The sequence below is a fragment of the Candidatus Neomarinimicrobiota bacterium genome (genome assembly GCA_021734025.1).
In the GTDB taxonomy this organism is placed as follows: Bacteria; Fidelibacterota; JAANXI01; order JAANXI01; family JAANXI01; genus JAANXI01.
Genome location: JAIPJS010000002.1, coordinates 288,678 through 311,984 on the forward strand (window position 1 = coordinate 288,678; position 23,307 = coordinate 311,984).

22 protein-coding genes and 5 tRNA genes are annotated in these 23,307 nt (G+C 50.6%); all 27 read right to left on the reverse strand.

What is annotated here, in order from left to right:
* Positions 1–6: 6 nt before the first annotated feature.
* Positions 7–3,726 carry a DNA-directed RNA polymerase subunit beta gene (gene rpoB / locus K9N57_03585; protein ID MCF7803252.1) on the reverse strand — a complete coding sequence of 1,240 codons (3,720 nt, stop codon included), beginning with the start codon at positions 3,724–3,726 and terminating at the stop codon, positions 7–9.
* 190 nt (positions 3,727–3,916) lie between these two features.
* The gene (gene rplL / locus K9N57_03590; protein MCF7803253.1) at positions 3,917–4,297 is read right to left on the reverse strand and encodes a 50S ribosomal protein L7/L12; all 381 of its coding nucleotides are present in this window, start codon (positions 4,295–4,297) and stop codon (positions 3,917–3,919) included.
* A 32-nt stretch (positions 4,298–4,329) separates the two neighbouring features.
* The gene (gene rplJ, locus K9N57_03595) at positions 4,330–4,848 is read right to left on the reverse strand and encodes a 50S ribosomal protein L10 (protein MCF7803254.1); all 519 of its coding nucleotides are present in this window, start codon (positions 4,846–4,848) and stop codon (positions 4,330–4,332) included.
* 18 nt (positions 4,849–4,866) lie between these two features.
* Positions 4,867–5,559, reverse strand: coding sequence for a 50S ribosomal protein L1 (rplA, locus tag K9N57_03600; GenBank protein ID MCF7803255.1), 693 nt, complete (start codon positions 5,557–5,559; stop codon positions 4,867–4,869).
* Between the two features lie 22 nt (positions 5,560–5,581).
* Positions 5,582–6,007: a 50S ribosomal protein L11 gene (gene rplK / locus K9N57_03605; GenBank protein ID MCF7803256.1), complete on the reverse strand. Its 426-nt coding sequence runs from the start codon at positions 6,005–6,007 to the stop codon at positions 5,582–5,584.
* 11 nt (positions 6,008–6,018) lie between these two features.
* On the reverse strand, positions 6,019–6,546 hold the full coding sequence (gene nusG / locus K9N57_03610) for a transcription termination/antitermination protein NusG (protein MCF7803257.1): 528 nt from the start codon (positions 6,544–6,546) through the stop codon (positions 6,019–6,021).
* A 12-nt stretch (positions 6,547–6,558) separates the two neighbouring features.
* Positions 6,559–6,747, reverse strand: coding sequence for a preprotein translocase subunit SecE (secE, locus tag K9N57_03615; GenBank protein MCF7803258.1), 189 nt, complete (start codon positions 6,745–6,747; stop codon positions 6,559–6,561).
* A gap of 111 nt (positions 6,748–6,858) precedes the next feature.
* Positions 6,859–6,931 (reverse strand) — tRNA-Trp (locus K9N57_03620).
* Between the two features lie 38 nt (positions 6,932–6,969).
* Entirely contained in the window at positions 6,970–7,119 is a 150-nt protein-coding gene (gene rpmG, locus K9N57_03625) for a 50S ribosomal protein L33 (GenBank protein ID MCF7803259.1), read from the reverse strand.
* A 25-nt stretch (positions 7,120–7,144) separates the two neighbouring features.
* Positions 7,145–8,335, reverse strand: a complete 1,191-nt coding sequence (gene tuf / locus K9N57_03630) for an elongation factor Tu (protein ID MCF7803260.1) — start codon at positions 8,333–8,335, stop codon at positions 7,145–7,147.
* Between the two features lie 48 nt (positions 8,336–8,383).
* A tRNA-Thr gene (locus K9N57_03635) sits at positions 8,384–8,457 on the reverse strand.
* A 136-nt stretch (positions 8,458–8,593) separates the two neighbouring features.
* Positions 8,594–8,667 (reverse strand) — tRNA-Gly (locus K9N57_03640).
* Between the two features lie 23 nt (positions 8,668–8,690).
* Positions 8,691–8,773 (reverse strand) — tRNA-Tyr (locus K9N57_03645).
* Between the two features lie 10 nt (positions 8,774–8,783).
* Positions 8,784–8,856 (reverse strand) — tRNA-Thr (locus K9N57_03650).
* A gap of 132 nt (positions 8,857–8,988) precedes the next feature.
* Positions 8,989–10,407, reverse strand: coding sequence for a cysteine--tRNA ligase (gene cysS / locus K9N57_03655; GenBank protein ID MCF7803261.1), 1,419 nt, complete (start codon positions 10,405–10,407; stop codon positions 8,989–8,991).
* A complete protein-coding gene (locus K9N57_03660) occupies positions 10,404–11,423 on the reverse strand; it encodes a D-alanine--D-alanine ligase (protein ID MCF7803262.1) in 1,020 nt (339 codons plus the stop codon). Before K9N57_03660 ends, cysS begins: the two co-directional genes overlap by 4 nt.
* Complete coding sequence (gene gmhB, locus K9N57_03665) at positions 11,420–11,980, reverse strand: D-glycero-beta-D-manno-heptose 1,7-bisphosphate 7-phosphatase (protein ID MCF7803263.1); 561 nt, start codon at positions 11,978–11,980, stop codon at positions 11,420–11,422. The genes K9N57_03660 and gmhB overlap by 4 nt, the downstream gene beginning before the upstream one ends.
* On the reverse strand, positions 11,977–12,546 hold the full coding sequence (locus K9N57_03670; protein ID MCF7803264.1) for a UpxY family transcription antiterminator: 570 nt from the start codon (positions 12,544–12,546) through the stop codon (positions 11,977–11,979). Before K9N57_03670 ends, gmhB begins: the two co-directional genes overlap by 4 nt.
* Entirely contained in the window at positions 12,536–13,177 is a 642-nt protein-coding gene (locus K9N57_03675) for an outer membrane lipoprotein carrier protein LolA (GenBank protein MCF7803265.1), read from the reverse strand. The genes K9N57_03670 and K9N57_03675 overlap by 11 nt, the downstream gene beginning before the upstream one ends.
* A gap of 947 nt (positions 13,178–14,124) precedes the next feature.
* Positions 14,125–16,236, reverse strand: a complete 2,112-nt coding sequence (locus K9N57_03680; protein MCF7803266.1) for a DNA translocase FtsK — start codon at positions 16,234–16,236, stop codon at positions 14,125–14,127.
* A 794-nt stretch (positions 16,237–17,030) separates the two neighbouring features.
* Positions 17,031–18,134 carry a glycine cleavage system aminomethyltransferase GcvT gene (gene gcvT / locus K9N57_03685; protein MCF7803267.1) on the reverse strand — a complete coding sequence of 368 codons (1,104 nt, stop codon included), beginning with the start codon at positions 18,132–18,134 and terminating at the stop codon, positions 17,031–17,033.
* A gap of 104 nt (positions 18,135–18,238) precedes the next feature.
* Positions 18,239–19,432 carry an aminotransferase class I/II-fold pyridoxal phosphate-dependent enzyme gene (locus tag K9N57_03690; protein ID MCF7803268.1) on the reverse strand — a complete coding sequence of 398 codons (1,194 nt, stop codon included), beginning with the start codon at positions 19,430–19,432 and terminating at the stop codon, positions 18,239–18,241.
* Between the two features lie 46 nt (positions 19,433–19,478).
* A complete protein-coding gene (gene ruvA / locus K9N57_03695; GenBank protein MCF7803269.1) occupies positions 19,479–20,072 on the reverse strand; it encodes a Holliday junction branch migration protein RuvA in 594 nt (197 codons plus the stop codon).
* Positions 20,073–20,075: 3 nt separating this feature from the next.
* Positions 20,076–20,555, reverse strand: coding sequence for a crossover junction endodeoxyribonuclease RuvC (gene ruvC / locus K9N57_03700; GenBank protein MCF7803270.1), 480 nt, complete (start codon positions 20,553–20,555; stop codon positions 20,076–20,078).
* 10 nt (positions 20,556–20,565) lie between these two features.
* Complete coding sequence (locus K9N57_03705; protein MCF7803271.1) at positions 20,566–21,318, reverse strand: YebC/PmpR family DNA-binding transcriptional regulator; 753 nt, start codon at positions 21,316–21,318, stop codon at positions 20,566–20,568.
* A 378-nt stretch (positions 21,319–21,696) separates the two neighbouring features.
* Positions 21,697–23,010, reverse strand: coding sequence for an alkaline phosphatase family protein (locus tag K9N57_03710; protein MCF7803272.1), 1,314 nt, complete (start codon positions 23,008–23,010; stop codon positions 21,697–21,699).
* A gap of 62 nt (positions 23,011–23,072) precedes the next feature.
* Positions 23,073–23,294 carry a hypothetical protein gene (locus tag K9N57_03715; protein MCF7803273.1) on the reverse strand — a complete coding sequence of 74 codons (222 nt, stop codon included), beginning with the start codon at positions 23,292–23,294 and terminating at the stop codon, positions 23,073–23,075.
* Positions 23,295–23,307: the final 13 nt, after the last annotated feature.

The window sequence follows — 23,307 nt, forward strand, 5'->3', positions numbered from 1 at the left end:
GAAGGTTTAATTCAACTCGATATCAATACCGAGTCCTTGAAGTTCACGCAGGAGCACATTAAACGACTCGGGCACACCGAACGGTGGCAGGTTCTCACCTTTCACAATAGCGTTGTACACGCGGGAGCGACCTTCCACATCATCCGATTTCACCGTCAGCATTTCGCGCAACGTATGTGCCGCACCGTATGCTTCCAATGCCCAGACTTCCATCTCTCCGAATCGCTGACCACCGAACTGCGCCTTACCGCCCAGCGGCTGCTGGGTAATCAGCGAGTACGGGCCGGTCGAGCGCGAGTGCATCTTGTCCTCGATCATGTGCGAGAGCTTCATCATATAAATTTGTCCCACCGTCACAGGGTTATCAAAATGTTCACCCGTAATCCCATCGATGAGCTGAACCTTGCTGTCTTCAGGCAGTCCGGCTTCTTTGAGCTTTTCGTGGACATCGTCCAGCGAAGCACCGTCGAAGACCGGCGAAGAAAAGTGAACTCCCAATGCTTCGCCTGCCCAACCCAGCATAGTTTCGTAAAGTTGACCAAGGTTCATTCGCGATGGCACACCCAGCGGATTCAGCAGAATGTCCACCGGTGTTCCGTCTTCCATAAATGGCATGTCCTCTTCAGGTACCACGGTTGCGATTACGCCCTTATTTCCGTGCCGTCCGGCCATTTTATCTCCAACGGCGATTTTCCGCTTGCTGGCAATATAAACCTTCGCCAGCTGCAGAACCCCGGGTTGTAATTCGTCGCCAACTTTAAGCTTGTAAATCTCTTTTTCAACATCCTCTTCGATGCTGGCATAGGCTTCTTCATAGTTTTCAAAGATCTGCTGGATCTTTTTGCTCTTTTCCTCGTCATCGACCCACGGATATTCAATCCCAACATCGTCCAGATTGATGCCGCGCAGGTTCTCTTCGTTCAACGTTGCACCGGCACGCAACAGGCTCTTGCCAGCTTTGTCTTTAATCCCAATTGTCTCCATGCCGTCAACGAAGTTGAGAATTTTCTGGATTCGTCTATCCGCCAACTGCTCTTTCCGGCGTTCGCCCTCTTTCTTGATCTGCTCAACCTTGCGCTGCTCTTCCTTCCTGGACTCACTGGTCCGGCGATTAAACAGTTTGGTCTCGACAACGACGCCGCTGACGCCGGGATCGGCTTTTTTGGATGCATCCTTCACTTCACCGGCTTTTTCGCCAAAGATCGCTCGAAGCAATTTCTCTTCCGGCGTGGGATCCGTTTCGCCCTTCGGCGTCACTTTTCCAATGAGGATATCGCCAGGCTCAACCTCAGCACCGACCCGCACCAGACCATTTTCGTCCAGGTTCCGGGTGGCTTCCTCGCTGACATTGGGAATCTCGCGGGTCAGTTCTTCTTCCCCGCGCTTGGTGTCACGGACTTCCATCTCCACCTCTTTGATATGCACCGAGGTGAACACGTCATCCTTGACACACCGCTCACTGACGGCGATGGCATCCTCGAAGTTATATCCGCGCCATGGCATAAAAGCCACGAGCACGTTTCGACCAAGCGCCAGTTCGCCTTTTTCAGTTGCGCATCCATCAGCAATGGCATCACCGGCTTTCACCTTGTCGCCTTTATCCACCAGTGGTTTCTGATTGACAGCGGTATCCTGATTCGTCCGCATAAATTTATGCATATTATACGTGACAAGGTCATCCTGTTCGGCAAAGGTGATATCTTCATCTTTGCGCTCAGGATTTGTCTTTTTAATAGTAATATGGTTGGAATCGACACTAGTGATTTCGCCGTCTACATCAGAGGTCACGACAGCTTTGGAATCCACTGCAACGCGCTTCTCAAGACCGGTTCCGACAATAGGAGTTTCCGGCATTAAAAGCGGCACGGCCTGACGCTGCATGTTTGACCCCATCAGAGCACGGTTTGCATCATCATGTTCCAGGAACGGAATCAGTGCGGCTGCAGCACTCACAATCTGATTCGGCGAAACATCCTGATAGCCCACGTCTTCCGGCTCGATTTTGATAAATTCTCCCCGGATCCGCGCACGTACCGAGTCACTGATGAATTGCCCCTTCTCATCCACAGGCGCATTCGCCTGTGCAATCGTTACCCGGCCTTCGTCGTCCGCAGAGAGGTAGTCGATATCGTTAGTGACCTTCGTCGACCCGTTATCGGAAAAGACCTTCCGGTAGGGTGTCTCGATAAAGCCGAGACGGTTGACCTTGGCATAGGTTGCCAGCGAAGAGATCAAACCGATGTTCGGGCCCTCCGGCGTTTCAATCGGACAGAGGCGACCATAATGGGTATAGTGCACATCACGCACCTCAAAGCCGGCGCGTTCCCGGGTCAGCCCACCTGGCCCAAGTGCCGACAGACGTCGCTTATGCGTTAATTCGGCCAGCGGATTCGTCTGATCCATGAATTGCGACAGCTGACTCGTTCCAAAGAAAGAGTTGATCACCGAACTCACGATCCGGGAATTCACCAAATCCTTCGGTGTCAGATTTTCCGTATCGCGCATATTCATACGTTCTTTGATAGTCCGGCTCATCCGGGTCAACGCGATGGTAAACTGGTTCGCCATCTGTTCGCCGACCGTTCGCACACGACGGTTGCCCAGATGATCAATATCATCGGTCTCCGCCATCCCGAGCCGCATCTTGATCAGATGATTCAGGATGGTAATGAAATCATCCTTCATCAACGTGGTTTGCTCCAGAGATACATCCTGATCGAATTTCTTATTTATGCGGTACCGGCCTACTTCGCCGAGATCGTATTTCTTCTCTGAGAAGAACATCCGATCGACGAATTTCCGCGCGGTATCGATATTCGGTGGTTCGCTGGATCGTACGTTCTGGTAAATGATTTCCAGCGCCGATTCCTCGTCATCGGATTGATCTTTCTTCAGCGTATTCAGCAACAGTTCGGCAACTAGTTCATCTTGCGCTTCCAGCACGGTGACCTTTTCGATACCGGCGTCCGCCCATTCCTCTACATCTTCGATGTCATAGGGCTTCCCCCATTCAGCAAGTACTTCGCCCGTTTCTGTATCAACCACATCCGCAGCCAGGAATTTGCCGGCCACTTTTTTAATGCCGGCTTTGGTAAGTTTTTTCTCTTGCAGGAGATCAAACGCCTCCAGGATGTCCTCATTATTCGGAAAACCAAGCGCACGCAACAGCGTAGTCACCGGGAATTTCCTACGACGATCAATAATCACATACAGGGCGTCGTATATATCAGTAGTAAAATCGATCCAGGATCCGCGGAACGGAATAATCCGGGCTGTGAAGAGTTTTGTTCCGTTGGGATGGACATTGTCATCAAAGAAGACACCGGGTGACCGCTGGAGCTGACTCACGATTACACGTTCGGCTCCGTTAATGATGAATGTACCGCGATCCGTCATCATTGGAATATTTCCGAAGAATATATCCTGCTCGATGGTATCACTGTACTCTCCCTTGTCCGCGTCCTCTTCGGCCACGTGCAAGCGGAGTTTGACTTTCAGCGGCAGTTCGTAGCTAACGCCACGTTCCACACACTCATCAACTGTATATTTTGCGTTCCCGACGGAATAGCTTACATATTCCAGCAAGTAATTTCCGTGGCTGTCTTCAATGGGAAACAGATTGTTAAAGACCTGGTTCAGTCCCACGTTACTCCGCTGCTGGGGGGACAGGTGGAGCTGCAGAAATTCCCGAATTGACTCCAACTGGATATCGAGCAAGTTTGGCATATCCAGTCCCTGGGAAATTTCTGCAAACGATTCCCGTTCAATCCGATTTTTATAAGTTGTACTCAAGAGGTACACCTCCTCTTTATCATATATACGACAAAACCTGTGAACAGAGTCCCAGGTTTCGTCATCGCCTTAATAACGATACTCCATGCAACCAGAGTCGCAACTGATGCTGTGGCGCCCACCCCTATTTCAGTTCAACTTCTGCGCCTACTTCTTCCAGCTGACTCTTGATGTCTTCTGCTTCTTCCTTGGTTACCGCTTCCTTGATGGGATTCGGGGCGTTATCGACCAGTTCCTTGGCTTCCTTCAGCCCAAGATTGGTCAGGGAACGGACCACCTTAATCACCTGAATCTTCTGCGATCCGGCGCCTGCCAGGACAACATCAAACTCATCTTTTTCTTCTTCAGCGGCCTCACCACCACCGGCTCCTCCGCCAGCGACAGCCACAGGTGCTGCAGCAGTAACGCCAAATTTTTCTTCTATGGCATCAATGAGTTCTGAGATTTCAAGCATGTTCGCTTCTTCTAGATAGCTGAGGACATCATCGCGTGTAATTTCAGCCATTCTTCAACTCCTCCTTAGGGTTCTTCTTCTCTCTATTGATTTTTTTGTTCTTTTAGTTGAGCCAGGGCAAATGTCAGATTCTGCATAGACGCGTTCAGCGTGCTTACCAGATTCCGCATGGGTGACTGCAATCCGCCCAGTAATTTTTGCAATAATTCTTCGTGCGACGGCAGGTTCGCGATCGCGTTCATTCGATCTAATTCGATTCGCTCCCCTTCGAAAATTCCGCCCTTCAGGGAAATCTGTTCGTTCTCTTTGGCAAAATCCGTCAGAATCTTCGCTGGCGCCACCGGATCATCCTTGGTAAAGGCAATGGCCGTCGGGCCGGTCAGCAAATCGTCAACGTTGTCGTATCCTGCCTCTTTTGCTGAGATCTTCGTCAGGCGGTTTTTCACGACTTTGTACTCAACTGACGCCTCGAAGAACTTGCTCCGCAGATCATTCACCTGCTCGACATTTAATCCGAGGAAATCCGTGAAATAAATGCCGCTGGATTCAGCAAACTTTTCCTGAATTTCCGCTACAAACTGTTCTTTTTCTGCACTTGGCATCTGAAAAAACTCCCTTGTCTATTTAACCACCGATGAGCGGTCCAGTTTAATGCCGGGCCCCATAGTCGAGGAAATAGTTACCTTTCGTAAATACTGTCCTTTGGCGGCTGCCGGACGCATCCGCAGCAGCGTACCGATAAATGCCTTCACATTTTCGACCAGCTCCGGCGATTCGAAGGATGCCTTCCCGATGATAGAATGAATAATGCCATATCGGTCCACCCGGAATTCAATCTTGCCGGCCTTCATTTCCTCCACCGTCTTTGCTACGTCAGTCGTCACCGTTCCGCTTTTCGGATTCGGCATCAAGCCCCGCGGACCAAGCACCCGGCCGAGTTTCCCGACCTGCCCCATCACATCCGGGGTGGCGATAACCACATCCATTTCCGTCCAGCCTTCCTGGATCTTCTCAATATACTCGTCCAGGCCAACGTAATCCGCACCGGCTTCTTCCGCTTCGGTTGCGGCTGGACCCTTCGCCAGCACCAATACTTTCACATCTTTTCCGGTTCCGTTTGGCAGTGTGACTGTCCCCCGAACAATCTGATCGGCGTGCTTGGGATCAACCCCAAGGTTCACACTCAGCTCCACCGTTTCATCAAAATTTGCGGTTGCGGACTGCTTCAGGAGCATTACGCCTTTATCTACGGGATATTCCTCGTTCCGGTTAAAGGTCTCAACCGCCTGGTTATATCGTTTGCTTCTCTTCATACTGTGCCTCGATTTGTCTCAATTAGCCTTCTACGACGAGCCCCATACTCCGGGCCGTCCCAGCGATAATTTTCACTGCCTGCTCAATCGTATGAGCATTTAAATCTTCCATCTTCGTTTCAGCAATATCTTCCAAATCTTTCATCGTCACCGCCCCCACCTTTTCGGTATTGGGGACACCGGATCCCTTTTCAATCTTTGCCGCTTTCTTTAGCAAAACAGCTGCCGGCGGTGTTTTGGTAATAAATGAGAAAGACCGATCGGCATAGACCGTGAGTTCCACAGGGATAATCAGCCCGCCCTGATCCTGGGTTTTGGCATTAAACGCTTTGCAAAACTCCATAATATTCACACCATGCTGCCCCAGTGCCGGTCCAACAGGCGGCGACGGGTTCGCCTGTCCGGCGGGAATCTGGAGTTTGACGTTTGCTATTACTTTCTTGGCCATATCAACTTACCCTATTTTTCCAATTCTACTTGTAGATAGTCTAATTCAACCGGGGTGGGACGTCCAAAGATGCTGACCCGGACTTTTACCTTCTGTTTTTCTTCGTTGACCTCTTCCACAAATCCGTTGAAGTCTACAAAGGGGCCATCAACTACTTTGATTGCATCTCCGACCTTGAAAGGAGTCTCAACAACCTCTTTCCCCTCTTTTTCTTCAACTTCACCGAGAATCCGCTTCACTTCTTCATCCCGCAACGGCTGCGGCTCCCCCTTCGGTCCGACAAAGTTGAGGACCCCGGGAGTATTTTCAATTAAATATTGAGTTTCTTTCGTCAACTCCATCTTGACCAAAACATATCCCGGGAAAAAGACTTTATCCCGTACCCGCTTTTTTCCGTCCCGCATTTCCACGACGTTCTCGGAAGGGACCATTACATCGTCGATCATATCCTCCAGCCCTTCACGCTCGGCTTCAGACAGAATCACATCACGGATCTTCTTCTCTTTTCCGGAATACCCTCTTATGGCAAACCAGTCCATACTAAACTCCGATTACGCCCCTAAAATCAGGCTCATTATACGAGACAAAATAAAATCTGTTATGAACAACAAGACCGCAAAAAACAGTGTCAATAAAAGCACTACGATTGTCGAACCTTTTAATTCTTCCCAGGCAGGCCATGAAACCTTCTTAAATTCGAAGATGACCTCCTGGATGTAATTCTGAATTTTTTCAATCATATCTGTATCTGCCCACCATCGTTTGGAGAAAGCGACCGGATTAACTCACACCGGATTGCATATGACACCTGACGGGAACGAGCCAGTAACCGAACACCTGATTGATGAAAGCAGGTGAGGCAGGAATCGAACCCGCAACCGCCGGTTTTGGAGACCGGTGCTCTCCCAGTTGAGCTACTCACCTATTTGAACCCTTCCCATCAGATGTATATGCAATTCTCGTTATCGAGTTTCTTTATGTGTCGTGTGTTCCCGACAGAAGCGGCAGTATTTTTTATACTCCACTCGCTCCGGGTGCGTCTGTTTATTCTTATCGGTTGTATAGTTCCGATTGTTGCACTCAGAGCACTCGAGTGTGACGATTGTTCGCATTCTATTAGCTCCGCTTCGTGATTAATTACTCGACAATATCCGTCACGACGCCAGCGCCAACGGTGTGGCCGCCTTCCCGAATCGCGAACCGGAGCCCTTCTTCCATGGCAATCGGTGCAATCAGTTCCACGTCCATATTCACCTTGTCGCCCGGCATCACCATTTCCACGCCTTCCGGCAGATTCACCGAGCCTGTTACATCCGTCGTCCGGAAGTAAAACTGCGGCCGGTAGCCCTGAAAGAACGGGGTATGGCGTCCCCCCTCTTCTTTTTTCAGGACATACACTTCCGCCTTGAATTTCGTATGCGGCGTAATACTGCCCGGCTCCGCACAGACCATACCGCGCTGCAGCCATTCCTTGTCGATCCCGCGCAGCAACAGCCCCACGTTATCGCCGGCCTGGCCTTCGTCCAGCATCTTTCGGAACATTTCCACCCCAGTCACGACCGTCGTCTTGTGGCCGCCGAGCCCAATCACTTCGACTTCGTCACCCACATGCACAATACCGCGCTCGATTCGACCGGTACCCACGGTGCCACGTCCGGTAATTGAGAAGACGTCCTCGACCGGCATCAAAAACGACCGGTCGGTGTCGCGTTCCGGCTCGGGAATGTAATCATCCAGCGCCTCAATCAGTTCCTGCATCGGGGCGGTGGCGTCTGCATCGTCCGGATTGCTCAGCGCTTCCAGCGCGCTACCCTTCACAATCGGAATATCATCCCCGGGGAAATCATACTCACTCAACAGTTCCCGGAGTTCCAACTCCACCAGTTCCAGCAATTCCGGATCGTCCACCTGGTCCGTTTTATTCATAAAGACCACGATATTCGGGACGCCCACCTGCCGTGCCAGCAGAATGTGCTCCCGGGTCTGCGGCATGGGACCGTCGGCGGCGCTCACGACCAGAATGGCGCCGTCCATCTGGGCTGCCCCGGTAATCATGTTTTTGATGTAATCGGCGTGTCCCGGACAGTCCACGTGGGCGTAGTGCCGGTTGGCGCTTTCGTATTCCACGTGGGCGGTCGCGATAGTGATCCCGCGCTCTTTTTCTTCCGGCGCGTTATCGATACTGTCAAAATCGCGGATCTCCGCCAGCCCCTGGCCGGATAGATACAGTGTCAACGCCGCCGTCAGCGTCGTCTTCCCGTGATCTACATGGCCAATCGTCCCCACGTTCACATGGGGTTTGGTCCGTTCAAATTTCTGTTTCGACATTGTTCATGCCTCCTCATTTAATCAGTGCTCGGTTCTAAATACACTACGAGCCCACGACCGGACTTGAACCGGTGACCTCTTCCTTACCAAGGAAGTGCTGCTACCGTCTGAGCTACGTGGGCTTTTAGATTCTAACACTAAGACGGGATACCGCCGGACTCTCTAATCTCTCTCCGAAACTATTCCGTCTCAGGGCATGACTCTCTGACTCGTAGTCATGCTATCGAATCATTGCCCGATTGGTTTTCAAAAATCAAGAGCGGGAGACGAGATTCGAACTCGCGACATTCAGCTTGGAAGGCTGAAGCTCTAGCCAGCTGAGCTACTCCCGCTTATCATAGAGCGCAAGGCTCTGTGGGCAGGGAAGGATTCGAACCTCCGAAGGCAATTGCCGGCAGATTTACAGTCTGCTCCATTTGACCGCTTTGGTACCTGCCCGTTTCAAGCGAGCCACCAGCAGGAATCGAACCCGCGACCACCTCATTACAAGTGAGGTGCTCTTCCAGCTGAGCTATGGTGGCCAATTCCCTCTCAAATGTCAAAAAATTCCGCTCCGTCCGCTCAACCCAAAATTCCGCTCCGTCCGCTCAATTTGAGCGGTTCATTCAAACAGCTCCATAAATTAATGCAAAAATATCCGAAGTCAAGTTGTATCAGGAATTTTCCTGTTTTTTCTGTTTGATAATGACTCCGTCCGGCGTATCCTCTACCACGTAACCCAAAGCATCAATTTTATCCCGCAAGCGATCCGCCTTCTCGTAATCCTTATCAGCGCGGGCCTGGCTCCGTTCGTCAGCCAGTTGCTCTACCTCATCCGGTATCTCTTCATCGGCTCCCGATGGCTCCAATACGTCCAGAACCGTATCGAACTCCCGGAGATATTTCAGCGCGTTCTGTGCCATAGATTTGGTGATCGCCTCTTCCACAATCCGGCTATTTAGTTCCTTCACTAGAGTGAAAACCGCCCCAAGGGCGCCGGCTATATTCAGATCGTCATCCAATGCACTCTCGAATTCTGCCGCTGAATTCTCGAGCAGACCCAGGATATCACCCTCTCCTTCTCTGGAAACCGCCTCCAAATGAGTTACAATATTGCGGAGCCGCTGCACCGCCGATTCCGCCTCGCGCACCTTTTCCCAGGTAAAGTTCAGTTTCTGCCGATAATGTGTGGAAAGCAGCACATACCGAATGATTTCCGGATCGTTCCCTTTTTCAATGACTTCACGAAGGTTGTAAAAATTACCCAGCGACTTGCTCATCTTTTCGCCGTCGACGATGAGGTGCTCGCAGTGGAGCCAGTAATTCACGAATTGGTCGCCGGTGGCCGCCTGGCTTTGAGCAATTTCATTTTCGTGATGCGGGAAAATATTGTCCACACCGCCGGTATGGATGTCGAAGTGCGTCCCGAGATAATTCGTTGACATGGCGGAGCACTCGATATGCCAGCCCGGACGGCCTTTTCCCAGCGAAGTTTCCCAGTAGATGTCGCCATCCTCCGGTTTCCATGCCTTCCAAAGCGCAAAATCGCGGATACTCTCCTTGTCGTATTCGTCCGCTTCCACGCGCTCGGAATGCTGCATTTCGTCCGGATCCATATTCGCCAGCTGCCCGTATTCTTCAAATTTCTCAACGCTATAATAAATGGAGCCGTCGTCAGTTTTATAAGCGTATCCCTTTTCCAGGAGCTGCTCAACCAGCGCCACCATTTCTTCAATGTGCTGGGTAGCTTCCGGATAATGCTCCGCTGGTTCGATTCGGAGCGCATCCAAATCTTCGAAAAATGCCTTCTTGTACGGGGCGGTAAACTCTTTGAAATCTATGTTCTCTGTATTGGCATCCCGAATAATCTTGTCATCCACGTCGGTGACATTCATCACTTGGTTTACCTCATATCCCTTATATCTCAGATACCGCCGCAAGAGATCCTCAAATATATAGGCCCGATAATTTCCGATATGCGCATAGTTATAAACTGTAGGACCGCAGGTGTACATCTTAACGGTATCTTCTTCAATGGGGATAAATGCTTCTTTTTTTCTGGTCAGCGTATTGTAAAACTGAAGCATAATTATTTCTGTCCGTAATCAATGATTCGCAGTAGCAGTTCTTTATTGGTCAGCCCGGCGGCTTTTGCGGCTTTGGGCACCAGGCTGGTCCCGGTCATGCCGGGGAGGGTATTGATTTCCAGACAGAGTGGTTCACCGCCGGTACTCAGGCGGAAGTCCACACGGGAGTATCCACTTGCTCCGATGCTATTGAACAACCGGAGCGCGTACTGCTGAATTTCCTCTGTTTCGGGGTCCTTCAGATCGGCGGGAACCTCGTACGAACTCATCCCTTCGCCGTATTTGCACTCATAATCGTAAATATCATGCTTAGGCTTGATTTCCACCAGCGGTAACGCTTCCTTCCCAAGGACGGATGCGGTAATTTCCCGCCCGGGGATGTATTGCTCCACCATTACCTGGTCTTCATATTCAAAGGCTTTTTCCAGCGCCTCCGCCAATCCGGCCAGGCTATGCAAGATGGTTAACCCTATTGTAGATCCCTGGCTATTGGGCTTTACCACAATACCCGGTGTGAATTTCTCTTCGATGATTGCCCGGACTTTCGACGAATTTTCTTTCCACCGGGATTGTGAAACCATCAACCACTCCGCTGTGGGAATTCCCTGGGCGACCATAATCTGCTTCGTGAGATGCTTGTCCATGGCAACGGCGCTGGCAGAAGCGTTCGGTCCATTGTATTGGTATCCTAAATGCTCAAACATTCCCTGGAGTAACCCATTCTCGCCAATGCCGCCGTGAAGTCCAATAAAATGAAAGTCGGCCGCGGCCACCTTCTCATGCAACAAGAGCTGAAAGATATGTCGATGATTCAACTCCCGAATCTCATCCAGGGAGGGTGGCTCTCCTTCTATAGAATAATCGACTGCGGATTTCTCATTAAATTGCTCCGGGGAGAATGCCGGATCAACGTACAAAACTTCGTGTTCCATTTGTGCGAGGGTGTCACCGATAAACTTTGCCGAGTTGAGCGAGACGTCTCGTTCCATTGATGTGCCGCCACGATAAACTGCAATCTTCATGATGGGTTTCTCCACTGTTCAATAATGTTATCCACTGCCTGTAACAGCGTATCGTAAATATAGTCCGGCTGCGCTGACTCCGTGGCGCGAGAACCGTCCCGGCTGCTCCGGATAAGTATTGTGGAGACACCTGCTTGTTGCCCGGCGGAGATATCCGTATAGTGGTCACCAATAAACCAGGCTTTCTCCAAAGAGATCTTGTGTTCACTTGCGGCCTGTTCCAGCATGCCCGGTTGGGGCTTGCGGCAGCCACAGTTGTCTTCCGGCGCGTGTGGGCAGTAGTAGATTTCTTCAATATGTGCACCGGCTTTCTCTACCCGCTCCTTCACCCGGGAATGAATGTCCCGCAGTGTTTCCGCCGTAAAATATCCCCGGCCGATCCCTGACTGGTTTGTCACAATAAAAATCCGGGCGCCATTTTCGGTAAGCTTTCGCAGTGCTTTGAACGTCCAGGGATACCAGACATAATTTTCCCACCGATTTACATAGGAGGGCAAGGTGGTGTTCAAAACACCGTCACGATCCAGGAAGACCACTCTGTCTGTCTGGTCAGTCACTCCGCCGGCGCTCCTTCGTCAATTTTTTCCAGCCACTCTTTGTTGATTACCACTGAGGCCCCGAGTTTCAGCGAATCAATGACTACAACAAACCGGTCGCCCTTCTTCTTATGGATAAGCCGGCCTTCCAGCCCCTTACAGGAGCCTTCCAGAACTCTGACTCTATCCTCCAGCTCAAAGTCACCGCTTTCAGGTTGCAAATCCGCGCCATATTCTTCTATCCTCCGGACAGCCTCAATTTGTTCATCCCGGATCGGCACAAGTTTTCCGGCGAATTTCACGAACGTCACTGCGCCATAAGTTTCCAACACCGGGACTTGCAAGTGTTTTGGAATATGCACAAAGATGTATCCGCGAAAGAGCGGTATCTCAACCTTCTTTTTTCGATCGCTCCACTGACGCACTTCGGTTCTCAGCGGCAGATAATGATCGATTCCTTTCTCCTCCAACTGTTCCGCGACCTTTTTTTCATGCCGAGATTTACAATAGACTGCAAACCATTGGGGGAGATTTTTCGGATCTTCGTGTTCGGACATTTCTACCGAAGAAATGTTATTATCGGACATCGATCACTTCAGTGTTTTCATTTGGCTCGAAGGTGAATGCTTCAGCGGAGATGGTCGTATCCACGGTCACCGAATTAATCTGATAGGAGGTTGTGTTTTTGTTCATATCAGTAAATTCGACCTGTAGCGGATGCCAGGTTTCTTTGCTCACCCAGACTTTGAGTTCCTGCATCATCTGGTTTTTGTCTTTCGGAGTCATCCGTAATGCCGCGGCAGGTTCACCATCCAATTCGGTGCCCGGTTTCCAGAGAGTGGCATTATAGGTCTCCGGATAGGTAAACAGGATATCCCGTGGCATGAGTGTCTGCGGGTCATTGGTCACATTGTCTATGATGACCTGGTCTTCCAACCGGGAGTAGGTCCACATGGTTTCTCCGTTGCTGACCACCGTCTGGTCCGGCGTGACAATTCTGAACTTATTCAGGCCATCCAGCAACATTTCGCCGTCCAGTTTTTCGACCTTCCCGGTCACCTGCCATTCGAAGACTTGCTGGAATTTCACCCGGAGCGGTTTTTCTGTCTGCACCGAATTTTGCACCCGTTCGATGACCTGTTCAGCAGTTAAAGCAGCAAAGACTGACACTGCTGCCAAAAGAAAGAAAAACGCGTATGTGTACTTTAATTTATCCATAAGACTCCATTTCTTTTACGTTCCAGAAATATAATAAAGAAGGGAGTCGGATTAAAACAGGAAAAGATGGTATGACAGTAATCGACCACGAACGTGTCGGGTGTTCAAGTGTTCAGGTATTTGGGTTGAAAACATGTTATGGTATTAATGTGTTATAGTTAAAGTATTTTGTACTGCGTATTAGTGTCTCGCAATGACAGCCATACCGGTGCTATACCGGTTTTTTCACCAATCCCAGATCTCCCTTTTCTTTGCCCATTTTCTCTTAAGAAAAAACGGGCAGAAAAAATCAAGGAAACTCAGAACTCGCACTTCTACAACGATACATGGTCTTTCATAATTCTTTCTTGCCGATTTTTGCAATACGGAATTTCTATTCGGGTGCTCAAACACTGAGTTTCCATATTAAAGAAAAGAAATGGTTCCCCCTTGGCCTTGCTATTTATTTTGGGCACCGTTTCGATGAGCGGAGGAGAGCCAGAACCAGCTGTCTGAGGGAGCGAAGCGACCGAGTTCTACCGACACTGAAATGGCAACCACAACAAGTTGTGGGCCATTTCAATTCGGCACAGGTGGTTCTGGCCCGAAACGAATCTTGAAACGGTCAAAATAAAGAGCGCAGCCTTGAATTTTTACCACTTTTGTTTCAAGACAAAAGTGGAAGTAAAAGGGGAAAGTAAATGATATGATGCTAAGCCCCGAAGGTAAAGAGGGCGAATGGGCTCGGTTTACCAGCATGAGATTATAGTAAATGCGCTGAACAGAACACGAAATTATAAACTTAACTAAGTGCTAGTTGAATCACTTCCAACCACAAACACACTCTCCGGCGGAGGTAAGTTACGTAATACGCAATACTCGAGACGCAATACGTCTGATTTTTTAAAAAATGCAGGGAATAATCTCAGAAAATTCCTAAAACAATAAATGGGTGCAAACGCCGCAGACTAAATATCAATCTCCCCGTTCTCGATCTGTTCGATGATGGATTCGTCCACTAACACGTCGCGGGCCTTGCTGCCCTCGTGACCGCCGACGATGCCAGCCTCTTCCAGTTCATCGATGATCCGGGCGGCACGGGAGTAGCCAATCCGCAGACGACGCTGGAGCAACGAGATGGATCCCTGATCATGGGTAACTACCAATTTTAGCGCATCGAAAAATAGTTCGTCCCGCTCGTGACCGATACTAAATGTCGTCGACTCCGTATTGTCCTGGAGACTCGGCAGTTCTAATTCTTCGGACTTGGGTTGCTGGTTAATGTGATCGAGGACAGACTCAATTTCCTCCAGGGTGACGTAGGAATTGTGTAATCGAATCGGCTCCGGTTGGGCCGGCGGCAGAAAGAGCATATCGCCCTTACCGAGAAGTTTCTCTGCACCGTTGGCATCCAAGATAGTCCGGGAATCCGTTTTCGAAGCCACCTGGAATGCAATCCGTGCCGGAAAATTCGCCTTGATGACACCGGTGAGGACGTCCACCGACGGACGCTGGGTTGCGATAATCAGGTGGATTCCCACGGCGCGCGCCATCTGTGCAATCCTGGAGATAGGTTCCTCCACCTCTTTGGAGGCGGTAATCATCAAGTCCGCCAGTTCGTCGATTACCACCACAATATAGGGAAGATGTTCACCCTCGTGGCGACCGGCGTCCACCCGGCGATTGTATTCGTCGATATCCCTGACTGCAGCGTCGGCTAAAAGCTCGTACCGCCGCTCCATCTCAATCTCTGCCGACCGGAGGGCGGTCACTGCGTTGCTCGGCTTTGTGATAACGTACTCGTCCAGGTCTTCGCTGGTAATCAGATGATAGCCTTCCAGCCGCTGGTACACTGAGAGTTCTAGCTTCTTGGGGTCCACCAGAATAAACTTCAGTTCGCTCGGATTGGCCCGGTACAGCAGGCTCATAATCATCGTATTGATGCAGACCGATTTTCCGGAACCGGTGGCCCCGGCGATGAGCACATGAGGCATTTTTGCCAGATTCGCTACGTACGCCTCACCGGAGGTGGTTTTTCCCATGGCAAAGGTGAGCGTGTGATCTGCCGAAGCGAAGGCATCGGAATTAATGATATGTTTCAGATAGACGGTGGCGCCGTGCTTATTCGGGATTTCGATTCCAACGGCCGCTTTCCCTGGGATGGGTGCAAGCACCCGCACCCGCTGGGCACGCATCACCCTGGCGAGATCGTCGGCTAATGAAGTAAACTTATTAATGCGGACGCCTTTGGCCGGTTCCAATTCGTACCTGGTAATAATCGGACCAGGTGAAATGTGAACGACTTTGGCCTCAACGCCGAATTCCAGAAGTGAGCGTTCCAGGAGTTTGGCATTTTCGACCAGCTCTTCTCTGGTGGCGCCTTCCTGCACGTCTTCCGGCGCTTCCAACAAATCAGAGGATGGCAGATGAAATTCCCGCCGCCTGGCCTTCTCCTGCATCGCATCAAAATCGACGGTCTCCTCGATAACTTCCTCATCCATTGAGAAATCTGCCTGGCGTTGTGTCTCTCTACCTTCCGCTCCCGAGTCGCCTGGTGCATCTTCCGACTTTTGCTCCTCAATCTCCTCCCTGGACATTGAGCGGTCCGGTTTCGGCTCTTCTTCCGATTCGCTCTCATCCTCATCATCGGTTTCTACACCCGGAGGGGAGGCTACTAAATTTTCTCTGGACTGAAAATCCTGCTTCGGTGTCTGTTTTTCTCTTTTTGGCGCCGTCTCAGTTTCATCGTCTTCATCCGGTTCAAACGGCAACGACTCCCCGGATTCCTCCGGCTTTTCCGCATCTTTGGACTTTTTCTTTTTCGATTTCCAGAATGAAGATTTTTTCTTTGGGGCGGGTTCGGGCTCAGGCGCATCATCGTAGCCACCGATAGTAGCTTCGGCCTGTTCCTCCGCATCGGCCTGTTTGGCTATCTTTTTATGCCGGCGCTTTTCCCGCCAATTCTCCCAGTATTCAGTAATAACTTCAAACGGCGAGTAAAGGCTCCAGATAAAATATCCGCGAACGGTGGCAATTGTGCCAACAACCAGGACGATTATAGCCCCCCACAGTCCAAGCATATCGTGGAGTGTTCGGGCGACGACTCCGCCAACTAACCCGCTGTAGCGATATTCAAAAGCGATTCCGCCGGGTTGCATGGCGTCCGGAATTCCCATGGCAGTGGAAATGATGGCCGAAAGCAGCAAAATGTAAATGCTAAACCGCGTCATTGGACGGAGCGACTTCTTTGCAAAGATCCACCAACCCCAGAGAAGAATCAGAACCGGAAAGATGAATGATACATATCCCAGGGTAAATCGTATGAGCGCATTGGAAACAATGATGCCGAGGATACCCATCCAATTGTCGATGACAATATTTTTGGCGATGGTGGGCTCTTCGCCGGGATTATAAGAAATAAGGCTCAGCAAGACAAAAACGCCGAGCGCCATCAATAGGATACCAGTGATTTCGCGTTGTCTGTCTGTCATAGTTTTAAAATCGTTCGAAGTGTTCAGGTGTTCAAGTGTTTATGTAAAGGCGTGTTACAGTGTTACTGTGTTATCGTTAGAACGTCACGAGTCCAGTGTCATCAGTCTCCAGTTCTCTACTTTTTCTACTTCTTCCTTCTGTATTCTTTAATTATGAGTTCTATAATAAAAAACCGCTAAAGCAGTCACGGCCAACATCTTTTCCGTATACCCTATACCCAGTACCGGTTTCGAATTTCCAGTTTCTAGTACCATGGGAGCCGATCTTATAATTGAATCAATCCATAGTCACTTTGTCAACAGGGCTCCGTTTCGGACGATTGACAATTATAGCCCCAGAAACCGGTTTTGTCAAATGCTTGGTCAATTTGGCCGGACAGCGCTTAACCCCGGACGTTATAATCCGGAGTGTAAAACGGCATTTTGGCGACTTTGGCCGGCAATTCCCGGTTTCGTACTTTGATATTAATCACGGTATCAATTTCCGCAAACTCATTTTTAACGTATCCCATCCCAATACCTTTTTCCAGCATCGGTGACTGATTTCCTGAGGTGACCTCGCCGACTTCACGCCCGCTAAAGGTGATAGGATATCCATGCCTCGGTATACCCCGTTTCAGCAACTTAAAACCAATGCGCTTACGCTCTACTCCGTTTTCCCTGACCTCTTCCAACGCCGATTTTCCCACGAAATCCTCCTTGCCCAGTTTCGTGATCCAGCCGAGCCCTGCTTCTATCGGATTGGTCGACTCGTCAATATCATTCCCGTACAGACAGAGCCCCGCTTCCAGGCGCAAGGTGTCGCGTGCACCGAGTCCCACCGGCTCCGCTTCGAACTTCGCGCCAACCTGAAACAGTGCATTCCATAGATCGGCAGCGTATTCGTTTTCCACGTAAAGTTCAAAACCCATTTCCCCTGTATATCCTGTGCGTGAAATCGTTGCAGGAACTCCGGACGCTTCACCTTCGACAAAGTGATAAAACTTAATCTCATTGAGGTTGTGCTCTGTCAGCTGTTGGACGAGTGCCCGGGATTCCGGCCCCTGGACTGCCAGCAAGGTGACATCATCGCTGACATTTTTCAATTCGACATCGTCCCCGCTTTGCAGATGCTTCTGCATATGCCCCCAGTCTTTTTCGATATTGGCGGCGTTCACTACGACCATGTAGCGATCTTCATATTTATAGATAAGCAAATCATCCACAATGCCGCCATCCTCGAGGCACATGGCGGTGTATTGTGCCTGCCCAGCCGACATCTTGCTCACATCATTGATAGTGACATAATTCAGGAACCCTTCAGCCTCGCTTCCGGTGACCATAAACTCCCCCATGTGGGAGATATCGAAGATTCCGACTGTCGTCCGGACCCGATTGTGCTCGCTGATAATGCCTTCGTACTGGATCGGCATCTTATACCCGGCAAAATCCACAATCTTGGCTCCCAGCGATTCGTGTACGTCGTACAGCGCAGTCTTTTTTGGCATTAGAACTCCGTTTAGTATCGAGTATTACGTATTACGTATAAGAAACTTCAGAAGTTTGTCTTACGCAACACGCTCATGCAATGGTTTCACTTCGCGATGCGTATTTAACCTTCTATCCACTCCTTAAACTTCCCAAGTCCTTCCCGGATATCCTCAACATCAATGCCGGAATAGGCGAATCGCAGATATTTATTCCGCTCGCCGGGTAATGGACGTCCGAAATGGTTCCGAGTACAGTAGGAAACACCTGTGTTATACAGTCCTGCGTCCTGGAAATCGGACAAGCTCTCGAAACCCTTCTCTTTCATCGCTTCCGTCACATTCGGAAACAGGTAAAAGGTGGTCTCCGGTTTATGGCAGTAAATTCCGTCAATGTCATTCAGCAGTTCCACCGCTACATCCCGGCGTTCCTTGAGCGTCGCCAAAATCTCTCGAGACCCACTCTGATCGCCTGTCAGCGCTTCTATGGCGGCGTACTGGTTAAAGTGATTGGTGCAGGACTCGTCATTGGTATTCACCTTGGCGATTGCCGCGATGACTTCTTCCGGGCCGATGGCCGCGCCGAGCCGCCAGCCGGTCATCGCGAATTTCTTTCCGAACGTATACAGGATAACCGTCCGCTCCTTCATTCCAGGGAATTTGGCAATGCTCTGGCTCTCACCGCTGTAGCGGATTTCGAAATACGCTTCATCCGACAGCACCCAAAGATCGTGTTTCACCGCCAGGTCCGCCAGATGCTTCATTTCTTTCTCAGAACTCTCAGCGCCCATGGGATTCTGGTAGTTGTTATAGACCAATACCGTCGTTTTGTCCGTTATTTGAGATTCGAGCTGCTCCATATCCAGGTCGAATCCATCTTCAGTCTCCACATATGAGTACGGTTTCGCCACGCCACCGAGGAATTCAATCATCGATTCGTAGATCGGATATCCGGGATTCGGGTAGAGTGCCTCTTCACCCGGATTTAGCACCACGTTTAGAAATTTACCGATCACCGGTTTCCCGCCGGGCTGAACGGCCACATTTTCCATGGAATACTCCACACCTCGCTGGCTTCCGACATCGTTGGCCAGCGCTTTTCGTAATTCCGGGATTCCGGCGTTGGGGCAGTATCCGGTTTTTCCGTCATTCATCGCCCGGGTTGCCGCTTCCCGGATATTTTTCGGCGTGATTATGTTCATGTCACCCAGGTGAAACGGGTAAACTTTGTTTCCCTTCGCAGCCCACTCTCCGGCCTGGGCTCCGACAGCAAAAGCCGTCTCCGTACCAATCCGTGCCATCCGTTGCGCAAATTCCATAAATCTCTCCCCCTCCCGGTAACAGACTCCTCCGCATGCCGGGAATTTACATAGTGTTCAGCGCCTGTTTGATCAGCGTTTCCACGGTTTCTATAGATCCATCGTTCTTTAACACGGTTCGCACAGCTTTTTCCGCCTGGGAGTGGCTGTATCCCAGCGATTCCAGAGCGAGGACGCCTTCTTTTTGCAGGGAGCTCAGCGGCGAGCCGGCTTCGCCTCCCTCTTCCTCGGCCATATCGGTGGCCAGCGATTCCCGCAGTTCCAGAATAACCCGCTTGGCCGTCTTCGGGCCAATGCCCGGAAAGCGTTTTAGCGCTTTCACATCTTCGTTGACGATACTCTGCTTTACCTCCTGAACAGTACCGCCGGATAGGATCCCGATGGCGACTTTGGGACCGATGCCCGAGACGCTGGTCAGTTCGAGGAACAGCTCCCGTTCATTCTCGGTTGCGAAGCCGTATAATCGCTGGGCATCTTCCCGAACGTACAGATACGTCCAGAGATGGCACTCCTTGTTCAGGTCCGGTAGCTGTTCGTAGGTCGCCAGGGAGACTTCCAGCGCATAGCCAACGCCTTGAATATCGACGACGGCTTCGTTGGTGGATTTCTTTACGAGCGGGCCTTTAATATATTCGTACATTTATCATAGACTCAGTTGAAGTTGTTGTTGATGACAGAGTGCACAGGCGAGCGCGTCCGAGGCGTCCAGCGGTGTGGGCGGCTCGTCGAGTTTCAGCATATTTTTTACCATGAACTGCACCTGTTCCTTGGTGGCGCCTCCGCGCCCGGTAATTGCCATTTTAATCTTTTTAGCGGAGTACTCAGTCACCGGAAGGCTGGCGTGCATTGCCGCCAGCATCGCTACACCACGCACGTGTCCCAATTGGAGCGCAGTTTTGGCATTTTTACTATAGAATGCTTCTTCGATAGCAAACTCGTCCGGAGTGTACTCCTGAATGACGTCTGATATATCGTCGTAAACGGTTTGAATACGCCTGGAAAATTCGTTTTTTGCATCGGTCCGGATGGTTCCGAACTGGATAACCCGGGAATTGCGGCCGGTAAAATCGATGATTCCGTATCCGGTGCAGCGGAGCCCCGGATCAATGCCTAATACCCGCATTCAACTCCCGTCACGATGCGTCAGCTTCGGCGAGGGAGTCCTCGTCGATGTCGGCGTTGGACCAGACATTTTGCACATCGTCGTGATCTTCCAGCGCCTCCAGCAGCCGCATCAATTTTTTAGCTTCGGTGCCGGTGACGTCCACTGTGTTTTTGGGGATTTGCTGGAGTTCGGATTCCTGAACATCGAAGCCGGCATCTTCAATACCGGTTTTGAGATTATGAAATTCCTCCATAGGACAGGTGACCTCAAAAAATTCTTCCTCCTCGGAGATATCTTCGGCTCCGTTCTCCAGCGCCGCCAACATCAGATCATCTTCGGTGTTCCCTTCTTTGGAAATATACACGACGCCCTTGCGGTCAAAAACCCAGCTGACACTGCCTGATTCACCAAGGCTGCCGTCGTGCTTGTCCAGCAGATGTCGAATTTCCGATACCGTCCGGTTCTTATTATCTGTGGTGCACTCAATGAACAGCGCCGTACCGTTGGGGCCGTAGCCTTCATAGGTCATATCTTCATACGAGACGCCCGGCAGATCGCCTGTACCTCTGAGGATCGCCTTCTCGATGTTATCCTTGGGCATATTCTCGTCGGTGGCGTCATCGATCGCCTGTCGCAACCGGGGATTGGTCTCCGGATCACCACCACCGATGCGGGCGGCCACCGTAATTTCTTTAATCAGTTTTGTGAAGATCTTGCCGCGCTTCTGATCTTCCTTCTCTTTCTTCCGTTTTATAGTACTCCATTTGGAATGACCAGACATAATTCGTCTCCTCTAAACTCACAGAATTACACAGCCTTATTGCATTGATAATATTACGATTTCTCCGATGGTATTGCAAACCGATTGTTGGTTTCTCCGCCGAGTGTACAGACATAAGAACGGGATAGAAAATGAATGTCGAATTTGCTATGGAAAGCCCTCATCCGAGGAATGACTGGTGCTGCCTGTCGGTGACCGCTCCCAGCGTCGCCGACAGTGAATGCTGAATTCACAAAAACCGTCACCGACGCTACAAGCGATCGGTGACGGGAGAATCGGGATCGCCATGGAATGAGATTCCAAGGCTACAGGAGCCTCGCAATCTCATTGCGAGGTGCTAATTGGAAATTCGAGATTCGAGGCTATTTGGTGGAATACTCAGATTTCAGCATTCATAGCTGCCAAAATCTTTGGCGTGATGTCTTCAATACTTTCGATAGCATTGAAGTCGAAATTATCAGGGAGGTTACAGCCAATCAATGTAGCATCCCGGTAGGTATGTGTTCCGGTCAGCACATCTCTGCGGGCGACGGTATCGATTTTCACGCTCCCCTTCAGATCGAACCCCGGATTATTCAGTACGATGAGGTCCGGCGCCTGAGATAGTTCGGGACCGGAGTAGATCTCTTCCGGGAGATAAACTTTTTCAATCGGATTAACCATATTACCGGCATCGTCTCGAATCCGAATTTCATCCGCGAGTCTGATTCTGAGTTCGTCGCGATATTTCCGGAATTCGTCGCCATCCTCAATCCAGCCGTGACGAAACCGGCCGGATCGGTTCAGGTAGATGCGACCGGGGTCGAGGGCGAAGGCGATTGATTCCGGCGCCATATCTTCCAGCGATTCCGGCGATTCTGTTGTGAATTCGAGGTATCCCTGTATCTGCAGCCAAGCGTTCAGATTTAGCTCCTTCTCTATGCCGGTAAAACCATGGTCAGAGAGGATAATTATGCCGGTATCTTCGCCGGCTTTATCAGTGAGCGTTCCAACTGCACCATCAAGAATATGATAGAATTCCATCACCTGGGCATGGTATTGATGCCCCTCATCAACCACTGCATCCCAGAGATAGTGCTGGAGTCGATCCGTTCCGGTGAAAACAGCCATAATAATATCCCAGGATTCCCTATCCCAGAGATAGTGGATCGTTTCGACGCGCCGCTCGAGTACCCGGAACAGATCCTCCATGAATTTGTCCATATCTTCACGGGCTAACCAGGCATCTACATCAACGGAATAGTCCAAATCTTTCAGTGCGGGAAGGAGCGACTTCGGCCAGACCGCTTTCTGCAGGTCCGGCGTCACGAACCCGGAGATTAACACGCCGTCGACTTCCCTGGCGGGATAGGTCTGCGGGACGTTGATGACTAATGACTTCTTCCTGGAATCAGAGAGCCGCTCCCAAAGCGTCGGTGCTTTAATATCATTGGAATCCAGGAAATGAAGGGAATAGTTATCGGACCTGGCCTCGAAAAAACCGTACACGCCATGTGTACCGGGATTGGTACCGGTCATAAAACTGGCCCACGCGGTGGAGGAGACATCCGGTATTGAGCTGTTTATGGATGCGCTGTGGCCAGCCTGGATCAAGCGGTTCAGATTTGGTGTCACTCCCGATTGACACAAATCTGCGAGCAAGGAATACGGCAAACCATCCAGCCCGATGACGAGAAATTCGGGGTCAGGCATCACAATTTTTTCGCATGGGTAACTCAGGCTGAATCGACCACGGCATCATTGAAAAAATGCCTTTACAGTGAATGTGGAATCCGGTGAAAGTGGAATCGAATGACAATCTGCCGAAGCAGCTTCTTCAGACAATCGACTCCGACGTTTATCCACTGCCGGACAGATCCCGGATGGTTCCGCAGCCACTGAATGCCTGCAAACGCCAGGGCCAGCGCAGCAAAGAACAGCATAAGTGCGCCGAAGAAGAGCAGGACCTCATTTTGTGCAGCTGGTGAAACGCCCATTACTCCCTCCTCG